Source organism: Microbacterium sp. M (assembly GCF_045181065.1).
Lineage (GTDB): Bacteria > Actinomycetota > Actinomycetes > Actinomycetales > Microbacteriaceae > Microbacterium.
On the sequence record NZ_CP173721.1, the window covers coordinates 3,731,518 to 3,756,573 of the forward strand.

At 68.4% G+C, this 25,056-nt stretch carries 25 protein-coding genes; 13 read left to right on the forward strand and 12 right to left on the reverse strand.

The annotated features are described in order from the left end of the window. Positions 1–5: 5 nt before the first annotated feature. A complete protein-coding gene (locus ACI7YT_RS18120; protein ID WP_406247563.1) occupies positions 6–1,241 on the reverse strand; it encodes an ABC transporter substrate-binding protein in 1,236 nt (411 codons plus the stop codon). Between the two features lie 197 nt (positions 1,242–1,438). On the opposite strand from ACI7YT_RS18120, the gene ACI7YT_RS18125 reads away from it, so the two are divergent. The 6 genes from ACI7YT_RS18125 to ACI7YT_RS18150 are packed head-to-tail and all read left to right on the forward strand — an operon-like array spanning position 1,439 to position 7,398. Then, entirely contained in the window at positions 1,439–2,599 is a 1,161-nt protein-coding gene (locus tag ACI7YT_RS18125) for an ROK family protein (protein ID WP_406247564.1), read from the forward strand. Positions 2,600–2,618: 19 nt separating this feature from the next. Beyond that, positions 2,619–3,605, forward strand: coding sequence for a Gfo/Idh/MocA family protein (locus ACI7YT_RS18130; RefSeq protein WP_406247566.1), 987 nt, complete (start codon positions 2,619–2,621; stop codon positions 3,603–3,605). Continuing rightward, a complete protein-coding gene (locus ACI7YT_RS18135; protein WP_406247568.1) occupies positions 3,602–4,615 on the forward strand; it encodes a Gfo/Idh/MocA family protein in 1,014 nt (337 codons plus the stop codon). Before ACI7YT_RS18130 ends, ACI7YT_RS18135 begins: the two co-directional genes overlap by 4 nt. 22 nt (positions 4,616–4,637) lie before the next feature. Further along, positions 4,638–5,852: an aminotransferase class III-fold pyridoxal phosphate-dependent enzyme gene (locus tag ACI7YT_RS18140; protein WP_406247570.1), complete on the forward strand. Its 1,215-nt coding sequence runs from the start codon at positions 4,638–4,640 to the stop codon at positions 5,850–5,852. Beyond that, on the forward strand, positions 5,849–6,598 hold the full coding sequence (locus ACI7YT_RS18145; RefSeq protein WP_406247571.1) for an amidohydrolase family protein: 750 nt from the start codon (positions 5,849–5,851) through the stop codon (positions 6,596–6,598). The genes ACI7YT_RS18140 and ACI7YT_RS18145 overlap by 4 nt, the downstream gene beginning before the upstream one ends. After that, the gene (locus tag ACI7YT_RS18150) at positions 6,595–7,398 is read left to right on the forward strand and encodes an amidohydrolase family protein (protein ID WP_406247572.1); all 804 of its coding nucleotides are present in this window, start codon (positions 6,595–6,597) and stop codon (positions 7,396–7,398) included. The genes ACI7YT_RS18145 and ACI7YT_RS18150 overlap by 4 nt, the downstream gene beginning before the upstream one ends. Positions 7,399–7,407: 9 nt before the next feature. Here the strand turns inward: ACI7YT_RS18150 and ACI7YT_RS18155 are convergent, their stop codons facing one another. Further along, on the reverse strand, positions 7,408–8,418 hold the full coding sequence (locus ACI7YT_RS18155) for an NAD(P)-dependent alcohol dehydrogenase (RefSeq protein ID WP_406247573.1): 1,011 nt from the start codon (positions 8,416–8,418) through the stop codon (positions 7,408–7,410). 77 nt (positions 8,419–8,495) lie between these two features. Between ACI7YT_RS18155 and ACI7YT_RS18160 the strand changes: the two genes are divergently transcribed. Beyond that, entirely contained in the window at positions 8,496–9,290 is a 795-nt protein-coding gene (locus tag ACI7YT_RS18160; protein ID WP_406247575.1) for an SDR family NAD(P)-dependent oxidoreductase, read from the forward strand. A 22-nt stretch (positions 9,291–9,312) separates the two neighbouring features. On the opposite strand, the gene ACI7YT_RS18165 is transcribed toward ACI7YT_RS18160, so the two are convergent. After that, positions 9,313–9,792, reverse strand: coding sequence for a hotdog fold domain-containing protein (locus tag ACI7YT_RS18165; RefSeq protein WP_406247577.1), 480 nt, complete (start codon positions 9,790–9,792; stop codon positions 9,313–9,315). A gap of 173 nt (positions 9,793–9,965) precedes the next feature. On the opposite strand from ACI7YT_RS18165, the gene ACI7YT_RS18170 reads away from it, so the two are divergent. After that, positions 9,966–10,676 carry a spermidine synthase gene (locus ACI7YT_RS18170; RefSeq protein ID WP_406247578.1) on the forward strand — a complete coding sequence of 237 codons (711 nt, stop codon included), beginning with the start codon at positions 9,966–9,968 and terminating at the stop codon, positions 10,674–10,676. Next, positions 10,673–11,413, forward strand: coding sequence for an alpha/beta fold hydrolase (locus tag ACI7YT_RS18175; RefSeq protein ID WP_406247580.1), 741 nt, complete (start codon positions 10,673–10,675; stop codon positions 11,411–11,413). Before ACI7YT_RS18170 ends, ACI7YT_RS18175 begins: the two co-directional genes overlap by 4 nt. 3 nt (positions 11,414–11,416) lie before the next feature. Here the strand turns inward: ACI7YT_RS18175 and ACI7YT_RS18180 are convergent, their stop codons facing one another. The 5 genes from ACI7YT_RS18180 to ACI7YT_RS18200 all read right to left on the reverse strand — a co-directional run bounded on the left by ACI7YT_RS18180 (position 11,417) and on the right by ACI7YT_RS18200 (position 17,625). Next, complete coding sequence (locus ACI7YT_RS18180; RefSeq protein WP_406247582.1) at positions 11,417–12,850, reverse strand: lipase maturation factor family protein; 1,434 nt, start codon at positions 12,848–12,850, stop codon at positions 11,417–11,419. A gap of 104 nt (positions 12,851–12,954) precedes the next feature. Further along, positions 12,955–13,338, reverse strand: coding sequence for a RidA family protein (locus ACI7YT_RS18185; RefSeq protein WP_406247583.1), 384 nt, complete (start codon positions 13,336–13,338; stop codon positions 12,955–12,957). Between the two features lie 51 nt (positions 13,339–13,389). Then, positions 13,390–14,985, reverse strand: coding sequence for an amidohydrolase family protein (locus ACI7YT_RS18190; protein WP_406247585.1), 1,596 nt, complete (start codon positions 14,983–14,985; stop codon positions 13,390–13,392). 10 nt (positions 14,986–14,995) lie between these two features. After that, a complete protein-coding gene (locus tag ACI7YT_RS18195) occupies positions 14,996–16,255 on the reverse strand; it encodes an alanine racemase (protein WP_406247587.1) in 1,260 nt (419 codons plus the stop codon). A 14-nt stretch (positions 16,256–16,269) separates the two neighbouring features. Next, positions 16,270–17,625 carry an MFS transporter gene (locus ACI7YT_RS18200; RefSeq protein WP_406247589.1) on the reverse strand — a complete coding sequence of 452 codons (1,356 nt, stop codon included), beginning with the start codon at positions 17,623–17,625 and terminating at the stop codon, positions 16,270–16,272. 134 nt (positions 17,626–17,759) lie between these two features. Between ACI7YT_RS18200 and ACI7YT_RS18205 the strand changes: the two genes are divergently transcribed. The 4 genes from ACI7YT_RS18205 to ACI7YT_RS18220 are packed head-to-tail and all read left to right on the forward strand — an operon-like array spanning position 17,760 to position 20,464. Continuing rightward, positions 17,760–18,479: a transcriptional regulator gene (locus tag ACI7YT_RS18205; protein WP_406247590.1), complete on the forward strand. Its 720-nt coding sequence runs from the start codon at positions 17,760–17,762 to the stop codon at positions 18,477–18,479. Positions 18,480–18,489: 10 nt separating this feature from the next. Then, positions 18,490–19,419 (forward strand): sugar kinase, encoded by a 930-nt coding sequence (locus ACI7YT_RS18210; protein ID WP_406247591.1) that lies wholly within the window; start codon positions 18,490–18,492, stop codon positions 19,417–19,419. A gap of 2 nt (positions 19,420–19,421) precedes the next feature. Then, positions 19,422–20,060, forward strand: a complete 639-nt coding sequence (locus ACI7YT_RS18215; RefSeq protein WP_406247593.1) for a bifunctional 4-hydroxy-2-oxoglutarate aldolase/2-dehydro-3-deoxy-phosphogluconate aldolase — start codon at positions 19,422–19,424, stop codon at positions 20,058–20,060. Then, on the forward strand, positions 20,057–20,464 hold the full coding sequence (locus tag ACI7YT_RS18220; protein WP_406247594.1) for a rhodanese-like domain-containing protein: 408 nt from the start codon (positions 20,057–20,059) through the stop codon (positions 20,462–20,464). Before ACI7YT_RS18215 ends, ACI7YT_RS18220 begins: the two co-directional genes overlap by 4 nt. Before the next feature lie 22 nt (positions 20,465–20,486). Here the strand turns inward: ACI7YT_RS18220 and ACI7YT_RS18225 are convergent, their stop codons facing one another. The 4 genes from ACI7YT_RS18225 to ACI7YT_RS18240 form a co-directional block, all read right to left on the reverse strand. Next, a complete protein-coding gene (locus tag ACI7YT_RS18225; protein ID WP_406247596.1) occupies positions 20,487–21,398 on the reverse strand; it encodes a glycine betaine ABC transporter substrate-binding protein in 912 nt (303 codons plus the stop codon). Between the two features lie 101 nt (positions 21,399–21,499). Then, positions 21,500–22,414 carry a glycine betaine ABC transporter substrate-binding protein gene (locus ACI7YT_RS18230; protein ID WP_406247598.1) on the reverse strand — a complete coding sequence of 305 codons (915 nt, stop codon included), beginning with the start codon at positions 22,412–22,414 and terminating at the stop codon, positions 21,500–21,502. Between the two features lie 53 nt (positions 22,415–22,467). Next, the gene (locus ACI7YT_RS18235; protein WP_406247599.1) at positions 22,468–23,436 is read right to left on the reverse strand and encodes an ABC transporter permease; all 969 of its coding nucleotides are present in this window, start codon (positions 23,434–23,436) and stop codon (positions 22,468–22,470) included. Further along, positions 23,436–24,746, reverse strand: a complete 1,311-nt coding sequence (locus tag ACI7YT_RS18240) for a glycine betaine/L-proline ABC transporter ATP-binding protein (protein WP_406247600.1) — start codon at positions 24,744–24,746, stop codon at positions 23,436–23,438. Before ACI7YT_RS18240 ends, ACI7YT_RS18235 begins: the two co-directional genes overlap by 1 nt. Positions 24,747–25,056 lie beyond the last annotated feature (310 nt).

Here is a 25,056-nt window from a genome sequence, read left to right on the forward strand (position 1 = left end):
GCGGGTCACTTCAGCAGCGGTTCTGCGGCCGTCGCCGCGTCGTTCAGTGCGTCCTCCGGCGATTTCTGCCCCAGCAGCGACGCCTGGATCTCCGGCGAGAGCACACCCATCAGCGCACGGGAGCTCTCGGCGAGTTCGCCGACGGTTGTGAGCGGGACGTACTGCTCCACCTGGCCGAGCAGCGAGTCCGCCGGATAGATCGGGTCGGTGTCGAGCGCGGAGAAGAAACCGGAGGCCTCCAGGTACGGCTTGATGACCTCGGCGCTCGTCGCGTACTCCGCGAAGGCGCCTGCGGCGTCCTTGCTCTCCGTGCTCTTGAGCATCGACAGCGACCCGACCGTGCCGTAGGCCACGGACTCCTCATCCGTCAGCGGCGCAAGGACGCGGATGTTCTCCTCGCCCCAGAACGGCTCCAGCTCAGGGACCGAGTTGTTCCAGGTGCAGCCGACCTTGCCCTGCGCGATGGCGGTCTGCTCCAGCGGAACCGACGTCGTGAGCGCGTCGGGGTCGAGCGCACCCATCTCGGCGAGTTCGGTGATGAACTCGAGCGCGCTCACACCTTCCGGGCTGTCGAAGCCGACTTCACCGTCATCGGTGTAGACCTCACCGCCGGCCTGCCAGAGCAACGGGTAGTAAGTCATGTTGAGCGTGTTCTCGGCAGATGCCGGGTAGTTGAGGGCGTACATCCCGGCATCCGCGAACGCCGGCGCGATCTCCTTGATGTCGTCCCAGGTCTCCGGGAACTCAGTGACCCCGGCAGCATCGAACGCGGCCTGGTTGCAGATCAGGGTCATCGCGCTGGTCAGCAGCGGCGCGCCCATCATGCCGGCGTCGAGGGTGATCGATTCCGTGACGTTCTCGAGGATCTGGTCCTTATGCTCATCGCTCAGGTAGTCGTCCATCGGCTCGATCGACGATTCGTACGCGGTGAGCTGGTCGGGGATCAGGTAGACGAGATCGGGACCCTTGTTCGCCGCGATCGCGGTCTGAAGGCTCTCGTCGCGGTTCGCCCACGGGAAGATCTCGTAGTCGACCGTGATCCCCTCGTTCGCCTTCTCGAAGTCGGAGATCGTCTGATCCCAGAACTCCTTGTGAGCGGCTTCATCGGCGATCACGGGGTACAGCCACACGGTGACGTGCTGGTCACCGGAAGCGGCTTCGCCGCCTCCGGCCGAACATCCGGCCACAAGGCCGACGGCGGCAAGTCCTGCGACTGCGCCGATGAACTTCTTGACTCGCATGGTGCTCCTTTGCTGAACCGTCCAGGGTGGTGCCATTATGACAGCAGGCTGTGATAATTGGTCAAGAGTTCTCATGTAACGAGTTTGTTACCACGTGAATTCGGCGGATGACGCGGCGAAGATTCACATCTCGATTTTCGAGAGATCGGTGTGCTAATTTGTTCGCACGTTCCCGCGACGACGAAAGGGAGGGGCGCATGAGCCAGCAGGCACCGGCACCGCTTCCCGTCCGACTGGCGCTGCACCTCCGGGAGCACGGACCGGCGACCGTCACCCAGCTCGCTCACGCCTTGCTCGTGTCGCGCACGTCGGTCGAGACATCGCTCGGCGCACTTCTCGACAGCGGTCTCGTCGGCGACGCACCGGCCGAGGGTGCCAAGGGCGCCGGCCGCCCGGCGCGGCGATTCGCGTTCCAGGACGCCGGCGGGGTCGTCGCGGGCGTCGACGTCGGAGCGCACAGCATCCGCGTCGTGCTGGCGGATTTGTCCGGCGCGGTGATCGCCCAGACGACGGCTCCAGGACTCGACGCGGATGCCGATGGAGCCACCCAGCTCGTCCAGGTCGTCCAGGTCGTCACGGATGCCGCGCACGTTGCCGGAATCCCGCTGAGCCGCTTCCGTGCCGTCGGGGTCTCGCTCCCCGGCATCGTCGACGACGGCGGGCGAGTGATCGCCTCGGTCGTCATCCCCACCTGGGCGGGCATCGACATCGTCGCCCATCTTCGATCCGCCTTCGGCTGCCCGATCGTCGTCGACAACGGCGTGCGGCTCGCCGCCGTGGCGGAGCACCATCTCGGCGCGGCGCGCCTGGTGAACGAGGTCCTCTATCTCTCGGTGGGCAACCGCATCGCCGCCGGACTGATCTTCGACGGGCGTGCACGCCGTGGCGTGCACAACGTCGCCGGCGACATCGGGCGTCTCGCGTTCCGCGGATTGAATGCCCGCACCGGGCAGATCGACTGGCGAAGCGCGGAGTCGGCCGAAGCCGTGTTCCGCCGGGCCGAAGAGGGCGACCGCTCCGCACAGGGGGAGCTGGATGCCTTCGTCGACGAGCTCGCGCACGGCATCGCCACCCTCGTGATGACCGTCGACCCCGCCATCGTCGTCATCGGCGGTGGTCTCTCGCTGGCGCGCGAACGGCTGCTCTCCCCGCTGCGGGATGCCGTCCGACGCCACATCGGCCTGCCGATCGACGTGCCCATCGTCAGTGCGCGACTCGGCGCCGATGCTGCAGCGCACGGCGCCCTCATCTTCGCCTTCCACCGGTGCATCGAGGATGTCTACGGCATCCCGCAGATGTCTCCGCCCCCGGTGACCCCGCTCGCACCGGCAGCGTCCGTCGACGCCGTCGGCGTCTGAACCCCGCAGAAGGAGCTCCATGTCCGTGCTCAGAGTCGGCCTGATCGGCGCCGGCGGCATCTCCCGCGTCCACGCCGACGCCTGGCGCGCCCTCGGCGCCGAGGGGATCGTGACGTCCCTCGCCGGCGCAGAAGCGATCGCCGCAGAGTTCGGGATGGCTGTCGCCCCTGATGTGCCGACGTTGCTGTCCCAGGTGGACGTCGTCGACATCGTCACGCCGAGCGGCACTCATCCCGCCTTCGCCCTCGCCGCGATCGAGGCCGGCGTCCATGTCGTGTGCGAGAAGCCGCTGGCGCCGACGGCCGCCGAGGCCCAGCGCATCGTCGATGCGGCAGCAGCAGCCGGTGTGCGGATCTTCCCCGCCCACGTCGTGCGGTACTTCTCCGAGTACGCCCGCATCAAGGAGCAGATCGATGCCGGCGCGATCGGAGAAGTGGCGACGCAGCGCTTCTTCCGTATGGGATCAGCGCCATCGACGCCCTGGTTCTTCCAGGAGAGCGCCGGCGGCGGGGTGATCCGCGATCTCATGATCCATGACATCGATCAGGCACTCTGGTTCGCGGGGCCGGCCGTGAGCGTGTACTCGGTGCAGAATCCACCCACCGTGGACGACGTCGTCCCCCGACCGGTGACAGCTCAGGTGGTTCTGACCCACGCGAGCGGCGCGATCTCCCACCTGCAGGCGACGTGGGTCGCACCGGGTCTCCCGTTCCGCACCAGCGTCGAGGTGTCTGGCAGCCTCGGCCGACTCGCATACCGCAGCGCTGAGGACTCCTCCCTCCGCGTCGACGCGCTCCCCACCGCGGCGACGGACTACATGCCGCCGATGTCGCCGACCGACAGCCCCTACTTCCGCGAGATCGCGGATTTCGTCGACGCGCTGCGTCAGGGGTCGCCCGCACGCGTCACGGGAGCGGACGGGGTCGCGGCGGTCGCCGTCGCCGAGGCCGCGTACGAATCCATCGCCTCCGGCCGTCCTGTCACTCTTGCGGAGGTCTCCCGATGACGCTCAAGATCGCCCTCCTGTCGTTCGCGCACGGGCATGCGCTCAGTTACGTCGCCGCGCTGCAGCGCATGCCGGACGTCGAACTGCTCGCCGCCGACCCCGACGGGGCATCGGCGCCCGATGCGGCGCTCCGCGGAGCAGCACTGGCCGCGGAGCTCGGTGTCGCCTACGTCGACAGTTACGACGAGGCGTTCGCGTGGAAGCCGGATGCCGTGATCGTGACAGCGGAGAACGCGCGCCATCGCGATCTGGTGCTGCGCGCCGCCGACGCCGGCGTCCATGTGCTGTGCGAGAAGCCTCTCGCGACGAGCGTCGACGACGCCGTCGCGATGCGTGCCGCGTGCGATGCGGCGGGGGTGACGCTCATGGTCGCCTATCCCGTGCGCTTCGCCCCGGAATTCCGTGACGCACTCGCGCAGATCCGCGGCGGGGCACTCGGACGCGTCCTCGGCGTCACCGGAATCAACAACGGCAAACTGCCGGCGGATCGCGCCTGGTTCACCGATCCGGACCTCGCCGGAGGAGGGGCGCTCGTGGATCACGTCGTGCACTGCGCCGACCTCCTGGACGAGCTGCTCGGCGAGCGAGCCGAATCCGTCAGAGCCGTCTCCAACGGCATCCTGTACGCGGACCACGACCTGCAGGTCGAGACCGGCGGCATGGTCACGGTCCGCTACCCGAGCGGCATCATCGCGACGATCGACTGCTCGTGGAGCTGGCCGGTCTCCTCCCCCACCTGGGGAGGTCTGACGCTGCAGATCGTCACGGAGACGGCGACGCTCACGGTCAGCCCGTTCGCGAAGGGCATCGCCGGCCACGATGCGGCCGGCGAGACCTGGGCTCCCACCGGACCCGACCTGGACGCTTTGCTGCTGACGGAATTCGTCGCCGCATTGCGGGAGAACAGACGTCCGCAGCCGGACGCGGGCGTCGGAGTCCGGACGGTGGAGATCGTCAAAGCCGCGCAGGCGTCGGCCGCCGCTGGCGGCGAAGTGATGACGATCGCCTGACGGCGCGAAACGAAGGACGATGATGACCGCAGCGCACGACAAGAGCTGGAAGGAGCGCGCCCTCGCCGTCATGCCCGTGGGGTCGAGCACGAACTCCAAGGCGCCCGCGCTGCTCCCCGAGGAGCCGGAGGTCATCGTCCGGGGTCGCGGGTGCCGGGTCTGGGACGACCGCGGCCGCGAGTTCATCGATTTCCGCAATGCGCTCGGTCCGGTCACGCTCGGCTACGCGGACCCAGCGGTGGATGCCGCCATCAGCGCGCAGTTGGCCGACGGCATCCTGTTCGGGCATCCGCATCCGTTGGAGACGATCGCGGCCGAGTTGTTCTGCGAGCTGGTGCCGGGCGCGGAAGCCGCTCGGTTCCTGAAGACGGGCGGCGAAGCGCTGGCGGCCGTCATCCGCATCGCCCGCGCCAGCACCGGACGCGACCGCGTCGTGCAGATCGGTTACAACGGTTGGCTCAACAGCCTTGCCCCAGGGGCCCGCGTGCTCCCCGGCGCTGCGGTGGACGTCGTCCCCGGCGTCCCCGCTTCGCTCGCCGTGCTGCATCATCAGGTCGCGTGGGAGGACAGAGCGGCGCTGGCCGCGCTGTTCGCTGAGCACGGGTCCGAGATCGCGCTCGTGCTCGTCGCCGCCGACTATCCCTCCCTCCCCGATGCCGCAGGCTTCTACGGGTGCCTGCGCGAGATGACCTCGCACCACGGCGCACTCCTGGCGTATGACGAGATGGTGACGGGCTTCCGCATCGCGATCGGCGGCGTCGCGGAGCGCTTCGGCGTCATCCCGGATCTCGCGGTGTACGGCAAAGGGATCGCGAACGGGATGCCGCTCGCCGTGTACTGCGGACGACGTGATGTGCTGGGCGTCCTCGACCGCGGCGAGGTCGTCGTCAGTTCGACGTACGGCGGAGAGACGCTCTCGCTCGCGGCGGGGGTCGCCGTGATGACCGCGTTCCGCGACGAGGACGTCGTCGCGGAACTGCACCGAACCGGTTCGCGGCTTCAGAACGGCATCAACGGCATCCTGATGCGTCACGGCATCGCGGCCCGGCTCGCGGGGCTCGAGGTCTGCCCGCAGTTCGTCTCCGACGATCCCGAGCTGATCCCCCGGCTGCTGCGAGCGGCATTCGCCGAAGGGGTCTCTCTCTATTCGGTCGTGTACGTGAACCGGGCCCATACGGATGCCGACATCGACGATGCGCTGCGCCGACTCGACCGCGCATGGGCGGGCATCGCATGAGCGGCATCGATGCCCACACCCATCTCCGCGAGGGGCGATTCGATCCCGCGATCCTCGCGCAGGGCGAGCGACTCGGGATCTCGACCTTCCTGTGCAGCAACATCGGCGCCTACGTCCACCATCCGAGCCCGTCGGACGTGCGGGCCATGAACGACGTGATGATCTCGGAGATGGCCCGGTTCCCCGACCGCCTCCTCGGATACTGCTACGTGAATCCGCGCGGCGGTGCCGCCACGATGGCCGATCTCCGGCGCTGCGTCGAGGACGCCGGGATGATCGGCATCAAGCTCTGGGTCTCGACATTCGCGGACGATCCTCTCGTCGATCCGTATCTCGAGTACGCGGCGGCGCACCGCCTGATCGTGCTCACGCACGCGTGGCGCAAGACGACAGGACAGCTGCCCTTCGAGAGCACCGCAGAGCACGTCGCCCGAGCGGCCGCGCGCCACCCGGACACGCGGTTCCTCATGGCGCATCTCGGCGGTCGGGTGGAACCAGCCGTCGACGCCGTCCGGCCCTATGCGAACGTCGCCATCGACACCTCCGGCACGATCATCGGGGCGGGCGAGGTCGCGATCGCGGTCGAGCGCCTGGGCGCCGACCGCGTCGCCTTCGGATCGGACCTGCACCACTCCGGCTTGGCGGAGAACGTCGGCAAGGTCCTGGGCGCCGGGCTGGATGCCGAGGACCTCGATCGCGTGCTCGGAGCCAATGCTCGCCGCTGGCTGAATGAGGTGGCGACGTGATCGGGGCGGCGGCGATCCGCCTGCTCGACGACTTCCGCGAGCTGGATGCGGTCGACACGACCTGCCACCTGGGCCAGTGGCCGTTCCGCCTGCGGGCGGCTGCATCCGCGGAGGACCTCCGCTCGTACGCGCAGCGCCACGCGCTCTCGTCGGTGTGGGTCTCGCACCTCGCGGCACTGTTCGGCTTCGACACCCGCTCCGGCAACACGGAAGCCCTCCGGCGCTGCGGCGACGACCTGTTCCGCGTCTTCGCGGTCCTCGACCCGACGGAGACGACCTGGGAACGGGAGCTCGCCTGGATGGCAGCGGAGGGCGTCGCCGGCATCCGGATCGCTCCTGGCATCCACGGCTATCCCGCGGGGGCCGCGCGCGACCTCGCCGCGGCCTGCGTCGAGTTGGATCTTCCGCTGCAGGTGCTCGTGCGTCTCGACGATGCCAGGGTCCGCCACCCGCACCTTCCAGCGGAGGAGCCGCAGCCGCACGAGATCGCCGACCTCATCCGATCAGCGCCGCGGACGCGCATCCTGCTCAGCGGGCTGCGCATCGAGGAGTGGGAGCAGACCCGTCGCCACCTCGACGACATCGCGCTCCCGCACACCTTCCTCGACCTCTGGCATGTGAACGGCCCCCTGAACATCGTCGATGCGCTGGGCGCAGAGGACGGCCGGTGGGTCTTCGGCAGCGGCTATCCCGTCCAGACGCCGGAGGCGAGCATGCTGCAGCTCACGGCATCGTCTCTGGCTGCGGCCGAGCTCGACGCGATCGCGCGCGGCACGGCGCACCGCCTCATCGCAAGGTGACCGGGATCCTCACTCCTGCGGCCGGATGACCGCCTTCATCGAATTCGGCTCCGTCTTCGCGAGCATCAGAGCCTCGGCCGTCTCGGACAAGCCGAAGTGGTGGGTGACGATCGCCGCGGCATCCACCCGTCCGTCGGCGACGAGCGCCATCGCGGTCGGCCAGGTGTGCGCGTAGCGGTTGACGAGCGCGACCGAGAGCTCGCGCACGTTCAGCTTCGACAGCGGCAGCTCGACGGCCTGTTTCGGCATTCCGACCATGGCCGCCCGTCCGCCGTTGTTCAGCCGCCACAGCCCGTCGGCGAGCGCGTTCGGTGCGCCCGAGCACTCCAGCAGGACGTCGAACTCCGGCTCGTGCGAGGCTTCGGCACCCACTTTCTCGACCTCGAAACCGAGGGATGCCGCGAGTTCCAGGCGATAGTCCGACACGTCTGCGACGCGGACGCGTGAGGCACCGAACGCCCGCGCGACCTGAGCGGCGAGCACACCGACCGGGCCTGCGCCGGTCACGAGCACGCTGTCCCCCGCCTGGAATCCCGCCCGACGGCACGCCCAGATCCCCACCGACAGCGGCTCCAGCATCGCTCCTTCGTCGAAGGACATGCTCTCCGGCATCCGGAACAGGTTGCGCTCATCCATGGCCAGCAGCTGTGTGAGGGCCCCGTCGTACGGCGGCGTCGCGAGGAACGCCAGATCGGGGCACAGGTGATAGCGGCCGGCCATGCAGTCGGCGCAGTCGCGACAGGGCGTACCCGGCTCGATCGCGACACGGTCGCCGACGGCGACCTGTGTGACGTCGGCTCCGACGGCGACGACCTGCCCTGATGCCTCGTGGCCGAGCACGATCGGTCCATCCACCACCCAGTCGCCGATGTAGCCGACCGTGAAGTACGCGGCATCCGATCCGCACACCCCGACGGATTCGAACTGCACGAGAGCCTGTCGCGGGGCGAGTTCGGGAACGACTCGATCGACGATCTCGATGCGTCCGAGCTCCGGCATGACTGCGGTCCGATTCGTCATGCGCCCAGCTTAGGCGCGGGCATGTCTTGAGCATCCGCCGCGTTGCACCTACGGTCGGCAGCAACGAAGGGATCCCCATGCGCATCGACCTCACCGGCAGAACCGCCCTCGTCACGGGCTCGACCCAGGGCATCGGCCGCGCGATCGCCGCGACACTGGCGGATGCCGGGGCTCGCGTCGCGATCAATGGACGCAGCGCGTCGTCCGTGGCATCCGTAATCACCGAGCTCCGGGTAGAGAACGCGGACCGCACCCTGGTCGCCGCCCCTGGGGACGTCACGACGACGGATGGGACGGATGCCGTGCTCGCCGCGACCGGGCCCGTCGACGTGCTGGTGAACAACCTCGGCATCTTCGGCGCCGAGGACGCCCTCACGATCTCCGACGACGAGTGGCGCCGCTACTTCGAGGTGAACGTCCTCGCCGCCGTGCGCCTGATCCGCGCGACGCTGCCCGGCATGAAGGAGCGCGGATGGGGTCGCGTCCTCAACATCGCCAGCGACTCCGCCGTCGTGATCCCCGCCGAGATGATCCACTACGGCATGTCGAAGACGGCTCTGCTCGCGGTCTCCCGCGGATTCGCGAAGGATGCCGCCGGCACCGGCGTCACGGTGAACTCCGTGCTGGCAGGTCCGACCCACACGGGCGGTGTCGAGACGTTCGTGTACGAACTGGTCGACCGTGCGCTGCCCTGGGAGGACGCCCAGCGCGAGTTCATGCGCCTGCACCGCCCGCAGTCGTTGCTGCAGCGGCTGATCGAACCGGAGGAGATCGCGAACATGGTCGCGTACCTGGCCTCTCCGCTGGCGTCGGCCACGACGGGTGCCGCGGTCCGCGTGGACGGCGGCTACATCGACGCGATCGTGCCGTAGCGGGCACGGCCGACGCCGCGCGTCAGGATGCCGAGCGCGGCGTCACCCACATCGTGATGTCCGCGTGCACGACGACGACGCCTGCACGGTCCGTGACGTCGACGGCGACGATGACGTCGCGCGCCTCACCGACCTCCAGCGTGTCCAGTCCTTCGATCGTGCCGATGGCGGTGAGCGTGCCCTTCGCCTTCTTGAGGTACGCCACGTTCATGCCCTTCGGGATCCAGCGGTGCGACTCGGGCAGCGAGTAGTCGATCGTGGTGCCGGCGACGAGCTCGGCGAGATTGCAGCAGGCGATCGCGTGCACCGTGCCGATGTGATTGCGCACGCCCCAGCGGTCGCGAATGCGCGCCACCCCTCGCCCCGGCTCCAGCGAGATGATCGCGGGGCGGATGGTGCGGAAGTACGGAGCCGTGAAGCTCACGATCGTGCTGAAGATCCGATTCCCGAACGGGCGGGAACGCAGAGCGTCGTAGGTCTTCTTGATCGGCGAGGTCGTCATCGATTCTCCTTGTCGCTGCCTTCCGGCATCCTGACACCCCGGCACCGACGACGCGTGATCCCTGTGGGGCGCGACCAAAGCGACCCCGCTCGTGCGGCCGCGCCGCTGGCGACCTCCGATGATCGTCGTGTCCCGACCCGGGGTAGTGTGGCCGAAGACGGAGGGATGCCGCAGTGATCGCTCGGTTCGAAGAACTCGACTGGCAGCAGACCCCCATCGGAGAGCTCACCCTGCGACGGCGCACGGAGCCCGCGGTCGGCCAGGAGATCTACGAGGTCAAGCTCGGCGACGAGTTCCTGATGTCGAGCCTGTTCACGGTCGCTGAAGAAGAGCTCTCGCATCTGGGCCTCGCGGCCGTGGTCGGTGAGCGGCTTTCCGTCCTGGTGGGAGGGCTCGGTCTCGGATACACGGCGGTTGCCGCACTCCGCGATCCGAGAGTGAGCGCGCTGACGGTGATCGATCGGCTCGGCACGGTCATCTCGTGGCACGAGCGGAGGCTGCTGCCCGCGTCCGCTGAGCTCGTCGGCGATCCGCGCACGACACTGGTCGAGGCCGACTTCTTCGCTCTCGTACGCGCGGCGCCGCCCGAAGGTCATCAGGGATATTCGGCGATCCTCCTCGACGTGGATCACTCGCCGCGTCACCAGCTGGACCCGACGCACGCGGATCTCTACGACGCGGACGGACTGCGCTCTCTCGACAGGCATCTCGCCGCGGGCGGCGTGTTCGCGCTGTGGTCGGACGATCCGCCGGACGACGAGTTCATGACCGAACTGGATGCCGTCTTCGACGACGCGATCGCGCATGTCGTCGACTTCGACAATCCGGTCACCGGCGGAACCTCGTCCAACACGATCTACGTCGCACGCACCAGGAAGGCGTGAGCCGCTGTATGCATGTCGAGCACCATGGAGACCGGCAGGGACCGCGCGTCCTGCTGCTCCATGGCGGTGGCGTCGGCGGGTGGATGTGGACGCCGCTGCGCGAGCACCTCGATCACCGAACGCATCTGTTGATCCCGGATCTGCCCGGCCACGATCGCAGTGCGCAGGAGCCGTACTCCTCGCACGACGACACGGTTCGTGACCTCGTATCGATTCTCGAGGACGACGGGCCCTCTCCCACGGCAGTCGTGGGCTTCTCGCTCGGTGCCCAGCTGGCTGTGCTGCTCGCGGCGGCGCGCCCTGACCTCGTCGACCGCGTCGTCGTCATCAGCGCCCAGGCGAAACCGACGCCGGCTCCCGGTCTCACTCTGGGCCTGCTGCGGGCCACGTCCGGCCTCGCCCGGGTCCGATGGTTTGCCCGCCTGCAGGCGAAGGAGCTTTTCGTCCCTCCCGCGCTGCTTGACGACTATCTGCGGACATCGGCTGCGATGACGGCACAGAGCCTCGTCGCCGCGGTGGGCGAGAACATCCGCTTCACCGTGCCCGACCGGTGGAGCGCCTTCCCCGGCCGGGCACTGATTCTCGCGGGGTCTCGCGAGAAGAGCCTCCTGCGGTCGTCCGCGGAAGCGCTGCACGGCGCACTGCCGGGGAGCGCGTTGGAGTTCGTCCCGGATGCCGGGCACGGAATCCCCCTGCAGCAACCGGGTCTGCTGGCCGAAAGGCTCGAGCAGCTCTGACCGTCAGCGCAGCGACACCGCCCCCATGACCTCGCGGCGCCGGTCGCGCACCCACACGGCATCCGCCCTGCGCGGGGCGAACCGATACCGGTACGACACGGCGCGCACCCACCGCGGACGCTCCCCATCGAACGGATCCGCAGCGAGCAGACGCAGCGTGGGCGGGTCGGCCTCGAGCAGCCGCACCAGGAACGCCGTGAACCAGTCGTTCAGCGACCGTCCGAGCGGCAGGAACCACATCAGCCAGTCCAGGCGCAGATGGTACGGCGCGAACTGCCTCGGCATCCGCTTCAGCGCCCCCGGCTTGCCCTTGAACCCGTACTCGACCCAGTCGGCATCCCCCGGCTCCTCGGCGAGAGTGCCCTCCACGACGATCTCGATCCGCTCCTTGGTGACGGTGCCGAAGGCGCCGTAGGCGTTCGCGAGCTGGTACCGGTTGAAGCTCGCGTTCATGAGCTGCCGGCGGGCGAACAGGTTCCGCAGGGCCGGCCAGCTCAGCACGACGTACAGGATGCCGACGGCCGAGGTCACCACGATCCAGTACAGCGGGATGGGCTCCTGGCGAGCCGGTCCAGGGATCCCGATCGCTGAGAACGCCAGCACGATGGTCGCCCAGTTCAGCCAGGCGAAGTTGCCCGTCGCGACGAGCCACAGCTGCGTCGCGATGACGATCGCCGCCGCGACGGCACCGACGAGAAGCGGCAGCGGACCTGGTACGACGAGCGACAGGATCGGCGCGAACAGGAAGAACGGCACGACCAGCTGCGCGAAGTGATTGCCCACCGCCTCGCCCTTGTGGAACCACCGCGGCATCAGGTGCGCCTGCCGGCTCAGCGGTCCCGGCATCGGCTGCGTCTCGTGGTGATAGGTCAGCGCGGTGAGGTCGCGCCACTCGCGTCCGCCCCGGATCTTGATCATCCCGGCGCCGAACTCGAGGCGGAACACCAGCCACCAGAACAGCACGATCACCACGGTCGGCGGCGGTTCGTGCACGGATCCGAGGAACGCCGCGAGAAATCCGGCCTCCAGCAGCAGCATCTCCCACCCGAACGAGTAGAACGTCTGCCCGATGCTCGTGATCGACATGTACCCGCCCCACAGGGCGAGGAACGCCAGCATGGGCACCCAGCTCGGTCCCCACTGCGGGATGCCGGCGACGAGGGATGCCGAGACCACGATGCCCGCCCAGCACAGACCGACCAACCGCTTGTCGGTATAGCGGATGCGGGTGAAGAGCGTCGGGTGCAGCATCCGCTTTCGAGATGCCGACGAGCCGACCCACTCCAGCAGCTGCGGAGCCGGGAGCAGGCCGCGCTCTCCGAGCAGCGGGCGGAACTGGTTCAGCGACGAGATGAACGCGACGAGATACAGCGCCGCGACGCCTCTCTGCAGGACCTCGCGTGCGAAGAAGAAGTCGACAGCCGCGAAACCGTCCATGCCAGAAGGCTACGTCACCGGATGCTGCGGTGAACGGGGACTTGACAGTCGCTCCGACGCACGCATCGGCGAGCGGGGGCGCGCCGCGCCCCCGCTCGGACGGATCAGCCCTGCGGGAGGGCGGCGACCACGTCGATCTCGACGAGGATGCTCGCCAGCTGCGAGCCCACCGTCGTGCGCACCGGATACGGAGCGGTGAAGAACTCCTCGTAGGCGACGTTGAACTCGGCGAAGTCGCTGAGATCCTGCAGGTGCACCGTCGACTTCACGACGTCGTCCATCGTCAGCCCGTGCACGGCGAGCACGGTCCGGATGTTGCGCAGGACCTGGCGGGTCTGGTCGCCCACGTTCTCGGCGATCGCATTGCCGTTCGCGGCATCCTGCGGGCCGAACCCGGCCGTGTAGAGGAAGCCGTTCGCGACGACTCCATGGCTGTAGGGGCCTGCGGGAGCGGGCACGCCCTCGGTGTGGAAACCGGTCTTCGGCATGGTGCTTTTCCTTTCTGTTGACAACAGGTCTGATCCCCGCACGGGGAAACCTCAGGAGGGGCGATCGGGAGCCCGGCGGAGACCGCGGCCCGGCAGCGCCCCCGTCGGCTCGCCACGGGCGAGCACGCGGATGCCGGCGACGAAGACGTCGTCGATGCCGACCGCCGAGACGCGCGGACGCTCGTAGGTGGACGTGTCCGTGACCGTCGCCGGGTCGACGATCACGAGATCGGCGACCGACCCGGCCTCGACGGTACCGCGTCGACCGAGTCCGAATCGGCGAGCCGGCAGCGCCGACAGGTGATGCACGGCATCGGACCAGCTCCAGGAACCCAGCTCGCGCACGTACTCGCGAAGGAAACGCGCGAACGTTCCCGCCGCACGCGGGTGCGGGTGCGCGCCGATGTGGATGCCGTCCGAGCCGCCGGTGTGCGCCGGATGGGAAAAGATGCGCGCGAGTTCCGTGCTGGATCGGGGATGACGAACCGCCATCACGGCGCTGCACTCCAGGTGGGAGGCCGCGAGCGCGTCGAGCGCGATGTCGATCGGAGATGCGCCTGCGCGTTCGGCCGCTGCGCGCAGCGTGAGTCCGATCGCCCATGCCCACTCGGGAGCGGCGATGTGGGCGAGCGTGATCATGTCCGGCCAGTCCGGTCCGAGGCTGGCGCTCTGCGCCGCGCGCTTCGTGCAGGCCTCGCGCAGGTCTGCACGGCGTGCGGGGTCCGCGATCACCGCGACCGCCTGCTCCCTGGGCAATGCCGAGATCTCCGGGGGCAGCAGGGGCATGCCCAGGAGCGTGCACCCGCGGACGTAAGGGTAGGCGTCGAACGTCGCGTCCACCCCGGACTCCTCGAGCGCGCCCAGCTGGCCCAGCACGATGTCGGCATCGGCATGGAAGTGCGAGATGTGCACCTTCAGCGGAGATCCGGACTCGCGTTCGGCCCGTCGTGAGATCTCCGCCACCTCGGCGATGCCGGCGGCGGTGTTCGACTCGTATCCTCCGCGCATGTGAGTGACGTAGACGCCACCGGCTCGGGCGACGGGCGCGCACAGCGCGGCGATCTCGGCTGCGTCCTGGAAGATCCCCGGCACGTAGTCGAGTCCGCTCGAAAGGCCGAGCGCCCCGGCATCCATCCCCTCCGCGATGAGATCCGCCATGCGACGCCGCTCGTCATCGCTCGCCGGACGGTCATCCCGACCGCACACTTCGAAGCGCACCGTTCCGGCCGGCACGAGATAACCCGCGTTGACCGCGGACGTGCCCTCGACGGCCGAGAGGTACGCGGCCACACCGCCGCCCCGGTACAACGGGTGGGTCCCGTTGATCGCGGCGAAGTACTCGGAGGCGTACGCGCCGTCGCCCGGAGCGTACGACACGCCGTCCTGCCCTGCGATCACTGTGGTGATGCCCTGCCGCAGCAGCGTCCGCGTGACCTCGGGGTCTCCGAGCAGTCCGTCGGCGTGCGAGTGCACGTCGATGAAACCGGGCAGCACGAATCGAGCGGAGACGTCCAGGACGGTGTCGTCCTCGCGGGCGCTGATGCGCCCCACCCTGGTCACCTCGCCGGTCTCGATCGCGACGTCGGCGCGCACCGGCCCGTCCGGAGTGATCACGGATCCGCCGCGCAGCACGGTGCGAGTGTTCATCGGCTCCTCCTCAGAACCAGGTGCGGACGAGGTCGACCACCAGGTCCGACTCCGCTGACTCGACGACGGGCAGGATGCGCCACTTGTCGAACGCGGTGCACGGATGCGACAGTCCGAGGCGGACGACCGATCCGATCGGCAACGACTGCTCGGAGCGCACATACGAGTGCTGATCGTTCATCGCGGAGACCTCCGCCTGCAACGGGTTCCACGCCTCGGACGCCGGGGCACGCCACGCGCGTGGGATCGGCATCCCTTCGTCGTACGGCAGATCGCGCTTGCCTCCGTCGACCAGTGCGAGACCCGGTTCGGGGCTGGACACCACCCGGGCGTATCCGTGCATGGCATTGACGAACCGCAGCGAACCGGCCGAGTCGGCCGCTCCTTCGTCGAACGGGGAGATGCCGCGGTAGAAGCCGTCATCGTGCACGATGTACGCGCCGGAGCGGAGGACGAAGCGAGTCCTCTCGTCGCGGGAGACGCCGCCCCAGATGTCCGCGACGATGTCGAAGTAGGCGCTGCCTCCGGCCGTCAGAACGATGTCGCCATCGTCGTAGAGCGACGCGAGTGCGGAGTGCAGTTCGAGCTGCGCCTCCAGGTACGTCGTGACGGCCCGGAGCGCGGCCGGTGAACGGTCGTGGCCCAGGCTGCCCTCGTATCCGGCGACGCCGGCGAGGCGCAGCCAGGGAGAAGCCGCGATGCGCTCGGCGACGCGCACGGCCTCGGCGACCGAACGCGCGCCGGTACGGCCGCCGGCGGTGCCCAGCTCGACGCACACGTCGACGGCGCGCGACGCACCGGCCGCGCGCAGTCCGTGCTCCATCGCCTCGACCGCGGCGATGGAATCGACCCAGCTCACGAACCGGAAGTCCGGGTCCGTCAGTTCGCCGGCGAGCCACCCGAGCGAACGGGGGTCGACCGCGGCGTTGGCGAGCATGACGGAGTCGAGACCGCGGTCGCGCCCCGTTCGCACCTGACCCATCGTCGCGAGGGTGATTCCCGTCGCGCCGGCGTCGAGCTGCCGGTTCCAGAGCACCGGCGCCATCGTCGTCTTGCCGTGCGGCATGATCTCGATGCCTCGCTCGGCGCACCAGGTCGCCATGGTGGCGACGTTGGCGTCCATCGCGGCGTCATCGAGCGCGATGAGAGGGGTCCAGAACTCGTCCAGATGCGGACGTGTCGCGAGGAACTCCGCGATCGTCGCGCCGACCGCCCTTTCGGGCAGCCCCTTGTCGCGCGCTGTCAGCGGCGCTTCATCCCTGTCGAGCATTCCGGACCCCTTCCTCAGCGGACCGTCTTGAGAGTCGCGGTCGCCGCCAGTTCGTGAAGTCGACCGGCGCCCTCGACATCGGGACGGATGGATGCCATCAGCGTGGCGATCACGCCGATGACGGCGATCACGGCCGCGTAGATGACGACCGGCCAGAACGCGCCGCCCGCGGCGGCGACCAGCGCGGTGCAGATCAGCGGTGCGAGCCCGCCGCCGAGCGTGTTGGACATCTGGTACCCGATGTTGACGCCGGTCGTGCGCGCCTCCGGGTCGAACATCTCCACCAGCATCGTCGACAGCGTGGCCTGCATCGCCACGCCGAACACCACGAAGCCGAGGATCTGGCCGAGCCAGATCAACCACATGTTCCCCGTGTCGAACAGCGCGAACGTCGGATACACCATGGCCGCGAAGCCGAGGCATCCGATGATGTAGACGGTCCGCCGGCCGATGCGGTCCGAGATCGCACCCCACAGGGGCGCGACGACGATCTGCAGCAGACCGACCATCATCGTTCCGGCGAAGCCGACCCACACGGGGATGTTCTCATCGGACAGCATGTATGCGAGACCGAAGGTGAGCACGACGTAGCCTGCGATCGACTGCGGCAGTCCGATCAGGATGCCCATGATCGCGTTCTTCGGGTGACGGAACGCCTCGACGAGGGGATTCGCCTTCTTCCCGGCTGCGGCGATCTGCAGCGCCTGCGTCTCGATGAACTCGTCCGAATCCTCGAGGTGACGGCGCAGGATCACGGCCGCGATCGCGAGCACGATCGAGAAGACGAACGGGATGCGCCAGCCCCACTGCAGGAACCACGACTCGGGGGTGAGGCCGAGCAGTGCCATGAGTCCGCCGGAGGCGACGTTGGCGATGCCGGCGCCGGTGATCAGGAATGCCCCGTAGAGTCCGCGCTTGCCGGTGGGTGCGGCTTCGACCACCATGGTCGCGGCCCCGCCCATCTCACCGCCGACGAAGAAGCCCTGCAGCATTCGGAAGAACAGCAGCAGCAGGGGAGCCGCGATCCCGATCGTCTGGTCGGACGGGATCAGGCCGATGGCGGTGGTGGCCAGTCCCATGCCGACGACGGTGCTCATCAGCACCACCTTGCGGCCGACGCGGTCGCCGACGATTCCCCAGATGATGCCGCCGAGCGGGCGCAGGAAGAACCCGACGGCGAACGTCGCGAACGACGCGAGCTGAGCGATCAGGGGATCGTTGGACGAGAAGAACACGGCAGGGAACACCGCGGCGGCGGCGAGGCCGTACAGGTAGTAGTCGTAGTACTCGATGAGCGTGCCGATGGCCCCGCCAGCGACCGTCTTGCGCTGCTTCGGGGACAGACCACGTGATGCGGAAACAGTCGTCATCCGAGCCTCCTTGCTGGGTGAGGACGGGCCGGAACGGGATGTTCGGCCTCGACGTCTCGTGTTGGGTGACGCTAAGCTAGCAGGCGGATAGACATTCTGTCTATCTCTCGAATTTTTTGTTCAGTGGGTGAGCGATGACGATCAGGACCGCAGCAGAAGACGCAGCAGAGGCATTCGCCGGCGAGGCGGCACGGCAGACGTACGAGAGCGCCGAGGAGGTGCTGCGCCTCTATCGGCCCGTGATGCGAGCGCTCGCGACCGCCGCCGGTCCGACGACCGAAGTCGTGCTGCACAACCTCGACGGGGCCGATGTCGACCTCGGTCACACGATCATGGCGATCGAGAACGGCCATGTCACCGGGCGAGCGGTCGGAGGTCCGTCCACGTCGCTCGGACTGGACGTGATGAAGGACCGACGCGCGGACCACGACGCGTTCGGCTACACCGGCTACACGAGCGACGGACGGGAGCTGCGCTGCTCGTCGGTGTACTTCCACAACTCCGTCGGCGACATCATCGCGTCGCTGTGCATCAACGTCGACCTCAGCCCGCTCCAGCAGGTGCGCAACATGCTCACCGCGCTCCTGCCGTCGACGGCGACGGCGGACAGCCCCAAGGAGCACTTCGGCACGGACCTCGTCGCGGTGATGGATTCGATGATCAGCGACGCCATCCACGAGATCGGCCGACCGGTCGAGAACATGTCCCGCGACGACAAGATCAGCGTCCTCAAGCGCCTCGACGAGCGCGGCGCGACGCAGATGCGCAAGTCCGTCGAGGCGATCGCGAAACGACTCGGCATCTCGCGAGTGACCGCGTACAGCTACCTGGAGGAGGCGAGGATCGGCCGGTAGGCGACTCATCATGGACCTCACGAATCGCACGATGCACCCCGCCCCGGCACTCATCGCCCTCGGCGAGACGATGGCGCTCATCACTCCCCACGACGCGACGCGGCTCACCGATGCAGAGAGCCTCCGCCTGACCGTCGGCGGCGCCGAATCGAACGTCGCCGCGCATGTCGCGCTGCTCGGACACCACGCGGCGTGGGTCAGCGCGCTCGGCGACGACCCGCTCGGACACCGCGTCCGCCGCACTCTCACCGAACAGGGCGTGGACACCGGCTGGGTCACGCTGGACCCTGATGCCCCCACCGGGGTCTACTTCAAGGACCCGGGTCACGGCGTGCACTACTACCGAGCAGGATCCGCGGCATCCCGGATGAGCCCGCAGAGCGTCGCGGCCATTCCTCTCGAGGATGCCGAGATCGTCCACATCTCCGGCATCACGCCCGCTCTTTCGCAGGACTGCGCCGCCATGATCGACGCGATCGTCGACAGGGTCGCGGCGGCCGACAGGGCCGTACTGAGCTTCGATGTGAACCATCGCGCAGCGCTGTGGGCTGCGCCGGTCGCGGCCCCCGTGCTGCTCGCGCTGGCGAATCGCTCCGATATCGTCTTCGTCGGACTCGACGAAGCCCAGACGCTGTGGGGATGCGCGACACCGGAGGACGTGCGCGCGCTGGTTCCGACTCCCGCCCACCTCGTGGTCAAGGACGGCGACGTCGGGGCGACCGAGTTCTCGCTCGAGGGCGCGGAGTTCGTACCGGCGATCCCGACCGAGGTCGTCGAGGCCGTCGGTGCCGGAGACGCCTTCGCCGCCGGGTGGCTCGCAGCGAGACTCGCCGGTGCTCCGCCGCAGGAACGACTGCAGAGCGGACACGAGCGGGCGCACCTCGTGCTGCAGTCCACCGAGGACGTAGTCGGCGTCGCGGCGACGGAGGTAGGGGAATGACGATGGCGCAGACAGGGAAAGGCGACCTCATGGACAACTCGGGATTCGAGGAGCTGTTCGGCGGCTCTCCGCTGATGGCGATCCTTCGCGGGATGGGCGCCGAAAGAAGTCTCGCGGTGTCGACCACCGCCTGGGACCTCGGCATCGACGTCGTCGAGCTGCCCATCCAGACCGCGGAGGACCTCGAGGCGCTGCGGCTGGTCGCCGCCGCCGGCAGGGAACGCGGCAAGATCGTCGGCGCCGGCACCGTCGTGTCCACTGAGAACGTCGCCCAGGCGGCATCCGCCGGAGCCGCGTTCACCGTGAGCCCCGGCCTCGATCTCGACGTGGTGCGCGCCTCTCATGACGCGGGGCTGCTCAGCATCCCCGGGGTGGGCACGGCGAGCGAAGTGCAGCTCGCCATGAAGGCGGGGCTGACGTGGCTGAAGGCCTTCCCGGCCTCGGTGCTCGGCGCGTCGTGGCTCACCGCCATGCGCGGGCCCTTCCCGCAGGCCCGCTTCGTGGCGACCGGCGGCATGAGCGCCGCCAATGCCGGCGAGTACCTGCGCGCCGGTGCCCGCGTGGTCGCCGTCGGGTCCGCCCTGGAGGACCCGGCGCAGCTGCCGCAGCTGGCCGGTCTTCTGGGCGCCGAGCGTTCATGACCGACCTCGACGCACGGCTCGCCCACGTCGACGCTCGCCTCGCCTACGAGATCGAGGTGACCGCCGCCGCGCAGGCCGTCGAATCGGATGCCGCGGTGCTCGTCGACACCCGTCGCCGCGAATCCTGGGATCACGGACACATCGCCGGAGCGCTGCACCTGCCGACCGCGGACATCGACGCGAGGCTCGGCGATCTCCCCCGTGACCGCACCCTCATCGTGTACGGCTGGGGGCCGGGCTGCAACGGCGGCGCGGCCACCGCCCGCGTGCTCCTCGCCGCCGGTCTCGACGTGCGCGAACTGCTCGGCGGGTACGAGTACTGGGTGCGCAACGGCTACCCGATCGAGACCGGCGGCGTGATCGCACGCCGCACGCCGGATCCGCTGGTCACCGCGGAGTCCTGACGCGCGGCGCGCGGAACGCGCCTTACTCGGAGACCGCCCAGTCGAGCTGCCCCTCGTGCTCCTCGAGCCACGCGTCGACGGCCTCGGCCTCACGATCCGCCCCGAACTCGTTGACGACGAGGTTCTCGAGCGAGCCGTACTGCTCGTCGTCGAGCGTGATCTGCCCGATCAGGTCGGCGGCCTCGGGGAACTCCTCGGCGAACCCCTTGTGCCCGAGGAAGTGTAGCCCCTCTGGATCTCCCATCCCGTTCTCCGGATCCTCGAGCTCCTTCAGGCCGTAGGCGTCGATGGCCCAGAACGGCTTCCAGAGCGTGACCACGACGTCCTCCTCCGACTCCACGGCATCGTCGACGACGGTCAGCATGGCCGCGAGCGACGAAGACGTCAGCGTGTACTCGTCACCGAGTCCGTGCGTCGGGAAGAGCTTCTCGCCCGCCATGGTCGCGGTTCCGGAGCCGGGCTCGATCGTGTAGATCCGGCCGTCGAAGCGATCGCCCTGGCCGTGAAGATCGTCGACGGAGTCGATGTCGTCCATGTACTCGGGGACGGCGAGGAATCCTTGCGCACCCTCGTAATAGGTGCCGAGATCCTCTAGGTCGTCGCCGTACTTCTCCATGAACGCCTTCTGCGAGATCTCCGGCCATGCCGATGGGTAGATGTCGACGTCGCCCTGGGCGAGCGCGGTGTAGAGCATGCCCGGTTCGGTTAGCGTCTCCAGCTCCACGTCGTAGCCGAGTTTGGTCAGCTGGTCCTCGAGCAGGTAGGCGTTGTTGACGGCATCCGTCCAGGACGGCAGGAAGCCGATCGTGATCGTGCCCATCTCCGATGGGCCCTGGGTGTCAGCCGAGCTCTCGCTCGTGCACCCGGTGAGGACCAGGGAGGCTCCCAGTCCGAGAGTCAGGATGCCGGTGGTGATGCGTGTGCGCTTCGTCATGTTCCGTATGTCTCTTCCGTAGGTGTTGTCCTGCGCGCGGGCGCGCAAAAGGAAGGGGGCGTCGCAGCAGAAGCTGCGACGCCCCCGTTTTCAGGCGAGGATCACTCGGAGACGACCCAGTCGAACTGGTCGCCGTTCTCCTCGAGCCAGGCGTCCACTGCCTCGGCTTCCTTGCCTTCGCCGTACTCGTTGACGACGAGGTCCTCGAGCGCACCGTACTGGGCGTCGTCCAGCTTGATCTGCTCGACGAGATCGGCGGCCTCGGGGAACTCCTCGGCGAAGCCCTTGTGGCCGATGAAGTTCAGTGTCTCGGGGGTGCCCATGGCGCCCTCGGGGTCCTCGAGCGTCTTGACGTCGTACGAGCTGTTCGCCCAGAACGGCTTCCACAGCGTGACGACGACGTCCTCCTTGTTGTCGATCGCCTCGCCGAGCACCGTCAGCATGGCGGCGGTCGACGACGTCTGCAGCGTGTACTCGCCGTCCAGACCGTAGGCCGGCATCGCGACTTCCTGGGTCTGCTTGGTGAGTCCGGCGCCCGGCTCGATGCCGACGATGGTGCCGTCGAACATGTCGCCCTTGCCCTTGAGCTGATCGATCGAGTCGATGTCGGTGTAGCTCGGAACGGCGAGCGTCAGCACGGCGTTCTCGTAGTACGCGCCGAGGTCCTCGAGGTCGTCGCCGTACTCCTTCATGTAGTCCGCGTGCGTGACCTCGGGCCATGCCGACGGGTACATGTCGACGTCGCCCTGAGCGAGACCGGTGTAGAGCGGGCCCGCCTCCGTGAGCTCTTCGAACTCGACCTCGTAGCCGAGCTTCTCGAACTGGTCCTGGAGCAGGTACGCCATGCTCAGACCGTCGGTCCAGGAGGGGAGGAACCCGAGCGTGATCGTGCCCTTCTCCTCCTCGGCCGAGCCCCCGGCCGAGTTGTCGTCCGAGCCGGTCGCGCATCCCGCGAGGGCGAGGGATGCGGTGACTCCGAGTGCTGCGACGGCTGTGATGTGCCGGTACTTCTTCATGGTGCTTCCTTTCGTATGCTGTGGTGCGTTCCGTATGGGTTCAGTGGGTTTCGTCAGACGCCGACGTTCGGCGCACGGTGCGGAGACGCCTGTGCGCGGTCCGCCTCCGCGGCGGCTTTCGCCGCGGCATCCGCTGCCTGTGTGCGCTGTGCCGCGCGGCGACGGCCGAGGACGCCCAGCAGGGACGCCGGGTAGTCGTTCGGCGTGCCGAGCGCAGCGGTGACGCGGTCGAGGTAGACCGCGACGAGCACGACGGCGAGTCCGGCCTCGACGCCCTTGGCCGTGTTGACGGTCGAGATCGCCAGCACGACCTCCTTGCCGAGCCCGTCCGCGCCGGCCATGCCGGCGATGACGACCATCGAGAGGGAGAGCATGATGACCTGGTTGACGCCGGCCATGATGGACGGCATCGCGAGCGGAAGCTGGATGCCGCGCAGGATCTGACCCGGCTTCGCACCGAACGCCTGTCCGGCCTCGACGGTCTCGGAGTCGACTCCGCGGATGCCGAGCTCGGTGAGCCGGACTCCGGGCGGGAGCGCGAAGATCACGGTCGCGACGAGTCCGGGGACGACGCCGATGCTGAAGAACACGATCGCCGGGATCAGGTACACCATGGCGGGCATGGTCTGCATGAAGTCCAGGACGGGCTTGAGGATCATCCGCACCGTGTCGTTGCGCGCCGACCAGATCCCGAGCGGAACCGCGATGGCGATCGCCACCGCCGCCGACACCAGCACGAGAGCCAGCGTCTGCATCGACAGGTCCCACAGGTCCATCGAGACGATCAGCAGGAACGAGATGACGGTGCCGACGGCCATCTGCCAGGAGCGGACGAGCCAGGCGATGAGCGCGAAGATCGCGATCATGATCGGGAACGGGGTGCCGACCAGGATGTCGGTCAGCCCGTCGACGAGGAACCGCACGACGAACGAGATGAGATCGAGCAGGCCCTCGAGATTGTCCTTGACCCAGTCGACGACGGACGCGACCCACTGGCCGATGGGGATGCGGAAACCATCCATCACAGCACCTCCTTCTCTGGTGCCTGGCCTTCGACGGCGGTGGCCGCGGCATCCTGCGCCTCATCGAGCACGGCGTCGATCTCGGCCTGCGGGACGGGCCGCAGCGGGAGGGTGATCTCCTCCGTGGAGCCAGGGCCGGGGCCGAGGGCCGCCAGCAGCGTGACGCGGGGAATCACGCCGACGAGGCGTCCGCCACCGTCGACGACGGCCAGCGGAAGCGGCGACTCCACCGCGGGGACGAACAGGTTCATCAGGACCTCGTCCTCGGAGACGCTCTGCGGCACCGGCTTGAGGATCGAGGCGAGCGACGTCTCGCCCTTGCGGACGAGCTTGATCGCATCGCGGTCGGTGACGATCCCCAAGAGCTTGCGGTCGCGTCCGGTGACGTACGCGGCCGACATGTAGGCGTCGCGCATCTGACGCAGTGCCGTCCGAGGACCCGTCGTCTCGGCGACGACCGGACGCGGCAGCTCCATGACGTTGGATGCCGTGAGCACACGTGCACGGTCGACATCCTGCACGAACTGCTCGACGTAGTCGTTGGCGGGGTCGGTGAGGATGTCCTCCGGTGTGCCGATCTGGACGATCCGTCCATCGCGCATGACCGCGATCCTGTCGCCGAGGAACATCGCCTCGTTCAGGTCGTGCGTGATGAACACGATCGTCTTCTGCAGCTTCTGCTGCAGTTCGAGCAGCTGCTCCTGCATCTCGCGGCGGATCAGCGGGTCGAGGGCGCTGAACGCCTCGTCCATGAGCAGGATCTCGGTGTCGGCGGCGAGCGCTCTGGCGATGCCGACGCGCTGCTGCATTCCACCGGACAGCTGGGAGGGGAACTTGTCGCCGTTGCCCTCGAGCCCCACCATGGCGAGGACCTCTTCGGCCTTGGCGAGGCGCTCGGCGCGCGGCACGCCGCGGAGTTCGAGCGGGTAGGCGATGTTCGCGGCGACGGTGCGGTGCGGCAGCAGCGCGAAGTGCTGGAACACCATCGACACGTTGTCGCGGCGGATCTCGCGCAGGCGGGATGCCGGGATGCCCGTGATCTGGTCGCCACCGACGATGACGGAGCCGTCCGTCGCGTCGTGCAGACCGTTCAGCATGCGGATGATGGTGGACTTGCCGGAACCAGACAGGCCCATGATGACGAAGATCTCGCCCTTGTTGACGGAGAAGCTGGCGTCGATGACGGCAGCGGTTCCGGCGTCGAGGACGTCGTTTCGGGATTCGCCGGACTTCAGGCGGCGGACGGCTTGGTTCGGGTTCCGTCCGAACACCTTGAACAGATGGCGCGCTTCAAGAGCGGTTTCGGTCACGTTTCCCCCGCGACTCACCGTTTTCAGGGTCTCGGTGAGCCCGCTTCGGTTGCGCCCGGGTGACGTTCACAAGGCCGTTTCGACAACGCTGCATGGCGGCACTGGCAGAGGATTTCGGATCCCCCGCAAAGAACATCGACCTTACGTCCACGCCTCTTCGTTAGCACAGCTGAAATCGAAAGAAGGACGCGGTCGCGGACTGGTCTTCGGGCGTCATGCCCACTCTCCACCGTAACAAAATGGCTGGTCAGGGCAAATCGACGGCGTGTCGGAACCACGTGGAATCGTCGCCTGAACGGGGATTTGGACG

What these genes read in the sequence shown, in the direction of transcription:
- ACI7YT_RS18225 (WP_406247596.1), bottom strand. Translation starts at nt 21,398, where the DNA reads ATGACGAAGCGCACACGCATCACCACCGGCATCCTGACTCTCGGACTG.
- ACI7YT_RS18145 (WP_406247571.1), top strand. Translation starts at nt 5,849, where the DNA reads ATGAGCGGCATCGATGCCCACACCCATCTCCGCGAGGGGCGATTCGAT.
- ACI7YT_RS18165 (WP_406247577.1), bottom strand. Translation starts at nt 9,792, where the DNA reads ATGACGACCTCGCCGATCAAGAAGACCTACGACGCTCTGCGTTCCCGC.
- ACI7YT_RS18125 (WP_406247564.1), top strand. Translation starts at nt 1,439, where the DNA reads ATGAGCCAGCAGGCACCGGCACCGCTTCCCGTCCGACTGGCGCTGCAC.
- ACI7YT_RS18200 (WP_406247589.1), bottom strand. Translation starts at nt 17,625, where the DNA reads ATGACGACTGTTTCCGCATCACGTGGTCTGTCCCCGAAGCAGCGCAAG.
- ACI7YT_RS18130 (WP_406247566.1), top strand. Translation starts at nt 2,619, where the DNA reads ATGTCCGTGCTCAGAGTCGGCCTGATCGGCGCCGGCGGCATCTCCCGC.
- ACI7YT_RS18135 (WP_406247568.1), top strand. Translation starts at nt 3,602, where the DNA reads ATGACGCTCAAGATCGCCCTCCTGTCGTTCGCGCACGGGCATGCGCTC.
- ACI7YT_RS18235 (WP_406247599.1), bottom strand. Translation starts at nt 23,436, where the DNA reads ATGGATGGTTTCCGCATCCCCATCGGCCAGTGGGTCGCGTCCGTCGTC.
- ACI7YT_RS18205 (WP_406247590.1), top strand. Translation starts at nt 17,760, where the DNA reads ATGACGATCAGGACCGCAGCAGAAGACGCAGCAGAGGCATTCGCCGGC.
- ACI7YT_RS18215 (WP_406247593.1), top strand. Translation starts at nt 19,422, where the DNA reads ATGGCGCAGACAGGGAAAGGCGACCTCATGGACAACTCGGGATTCGAG.
- ACI7YT_RS18230 (WP_406247598.1), bottom strand. Translation starts at nt 22,414, where the DNA reads ATGAAGAAGTACCGGCACATCACAGCCGTCGCAGCACTCGGAGTCACC.
- ACI7YT_RS18220 (WP_406247594.1), top strand. Translation starts at nt 20,057, where the DNA reads ATGACCGACCTCGACGCACGGCTCGCCCACGTCGACGCTCGCCTCGCC.
- ACI7YT_RS18140 (WP_406247570.1), top strand. Translation starts at nt 4,638, where the DNA reads ATGACCGCAGCGCACGACAAGAGCTGGAAGGAGCGCGCCCTCGCCGTC.
- ACI7YT_RS18210 (WP_406247591.1), top strand. Translation starts at nt 18,490, where the DNA reads ATGGACCTCACGAATCGCACGATGCACCCCGCCCCGGCACTCATCGCC.
- ACI7YT_RS18190 (WP_406247585.1), bottom strand. Translation starts at nt 14,985, where the DNA reads ATGAACACTCGCACCGTGCTGCGCGGCGGATCCGTGATCACTCCGGAC.
- ACI7YT_RS18180 (WP_406247582.1), bottom strand. Translation starts at nt 12,850, where the DNA reads ATGGACGGTTTCGCGGCTGTCGACTTCTTCTTCGCACGCGAGGTCCTG.
- ACI7YT_RS18195 (WP_406247587.1), bottom strand. Translation starts at nt 16,255, where the DNA reads ATGCTCGACAGGGATGAAGCGCCGCTGACAGCGCGCGACAAGGGGCTG.
- ACI7YT_RS18120 (WP_406247563.1), bottom strand. Translation starts at nt 1,241, where the DNA reads ATGCGAGTCAAGAAGTTCATCGGCGCAGTCGCAGGACTTGCCGCCGTC.
- ACI7YT_RS18155 (WP_406247573.1), bottom strand. Translation starts at nt 8,418, where the DNA reads ATGACGAATCGGACCGCAGTCATGCCGGAGCTCGGACGCATCGAGATC.
- ACI7YT_RS18160 (WP_406247575.1), top strand. Translation starts at nt 8,496, where the DNA reads ATGCGCATCGACCTCACCGGCAGAACCGCCCTCGTCACGGGCTCGACC.
- ACI7YT_RS18185 (WP_406247583.1), bottom strand. Translation starts at nt 13,338, where the DNA reads ATGCCGAAGACCGGTTTCCACACCGAGGGCGTGCCCGCTCCCGCAGGC.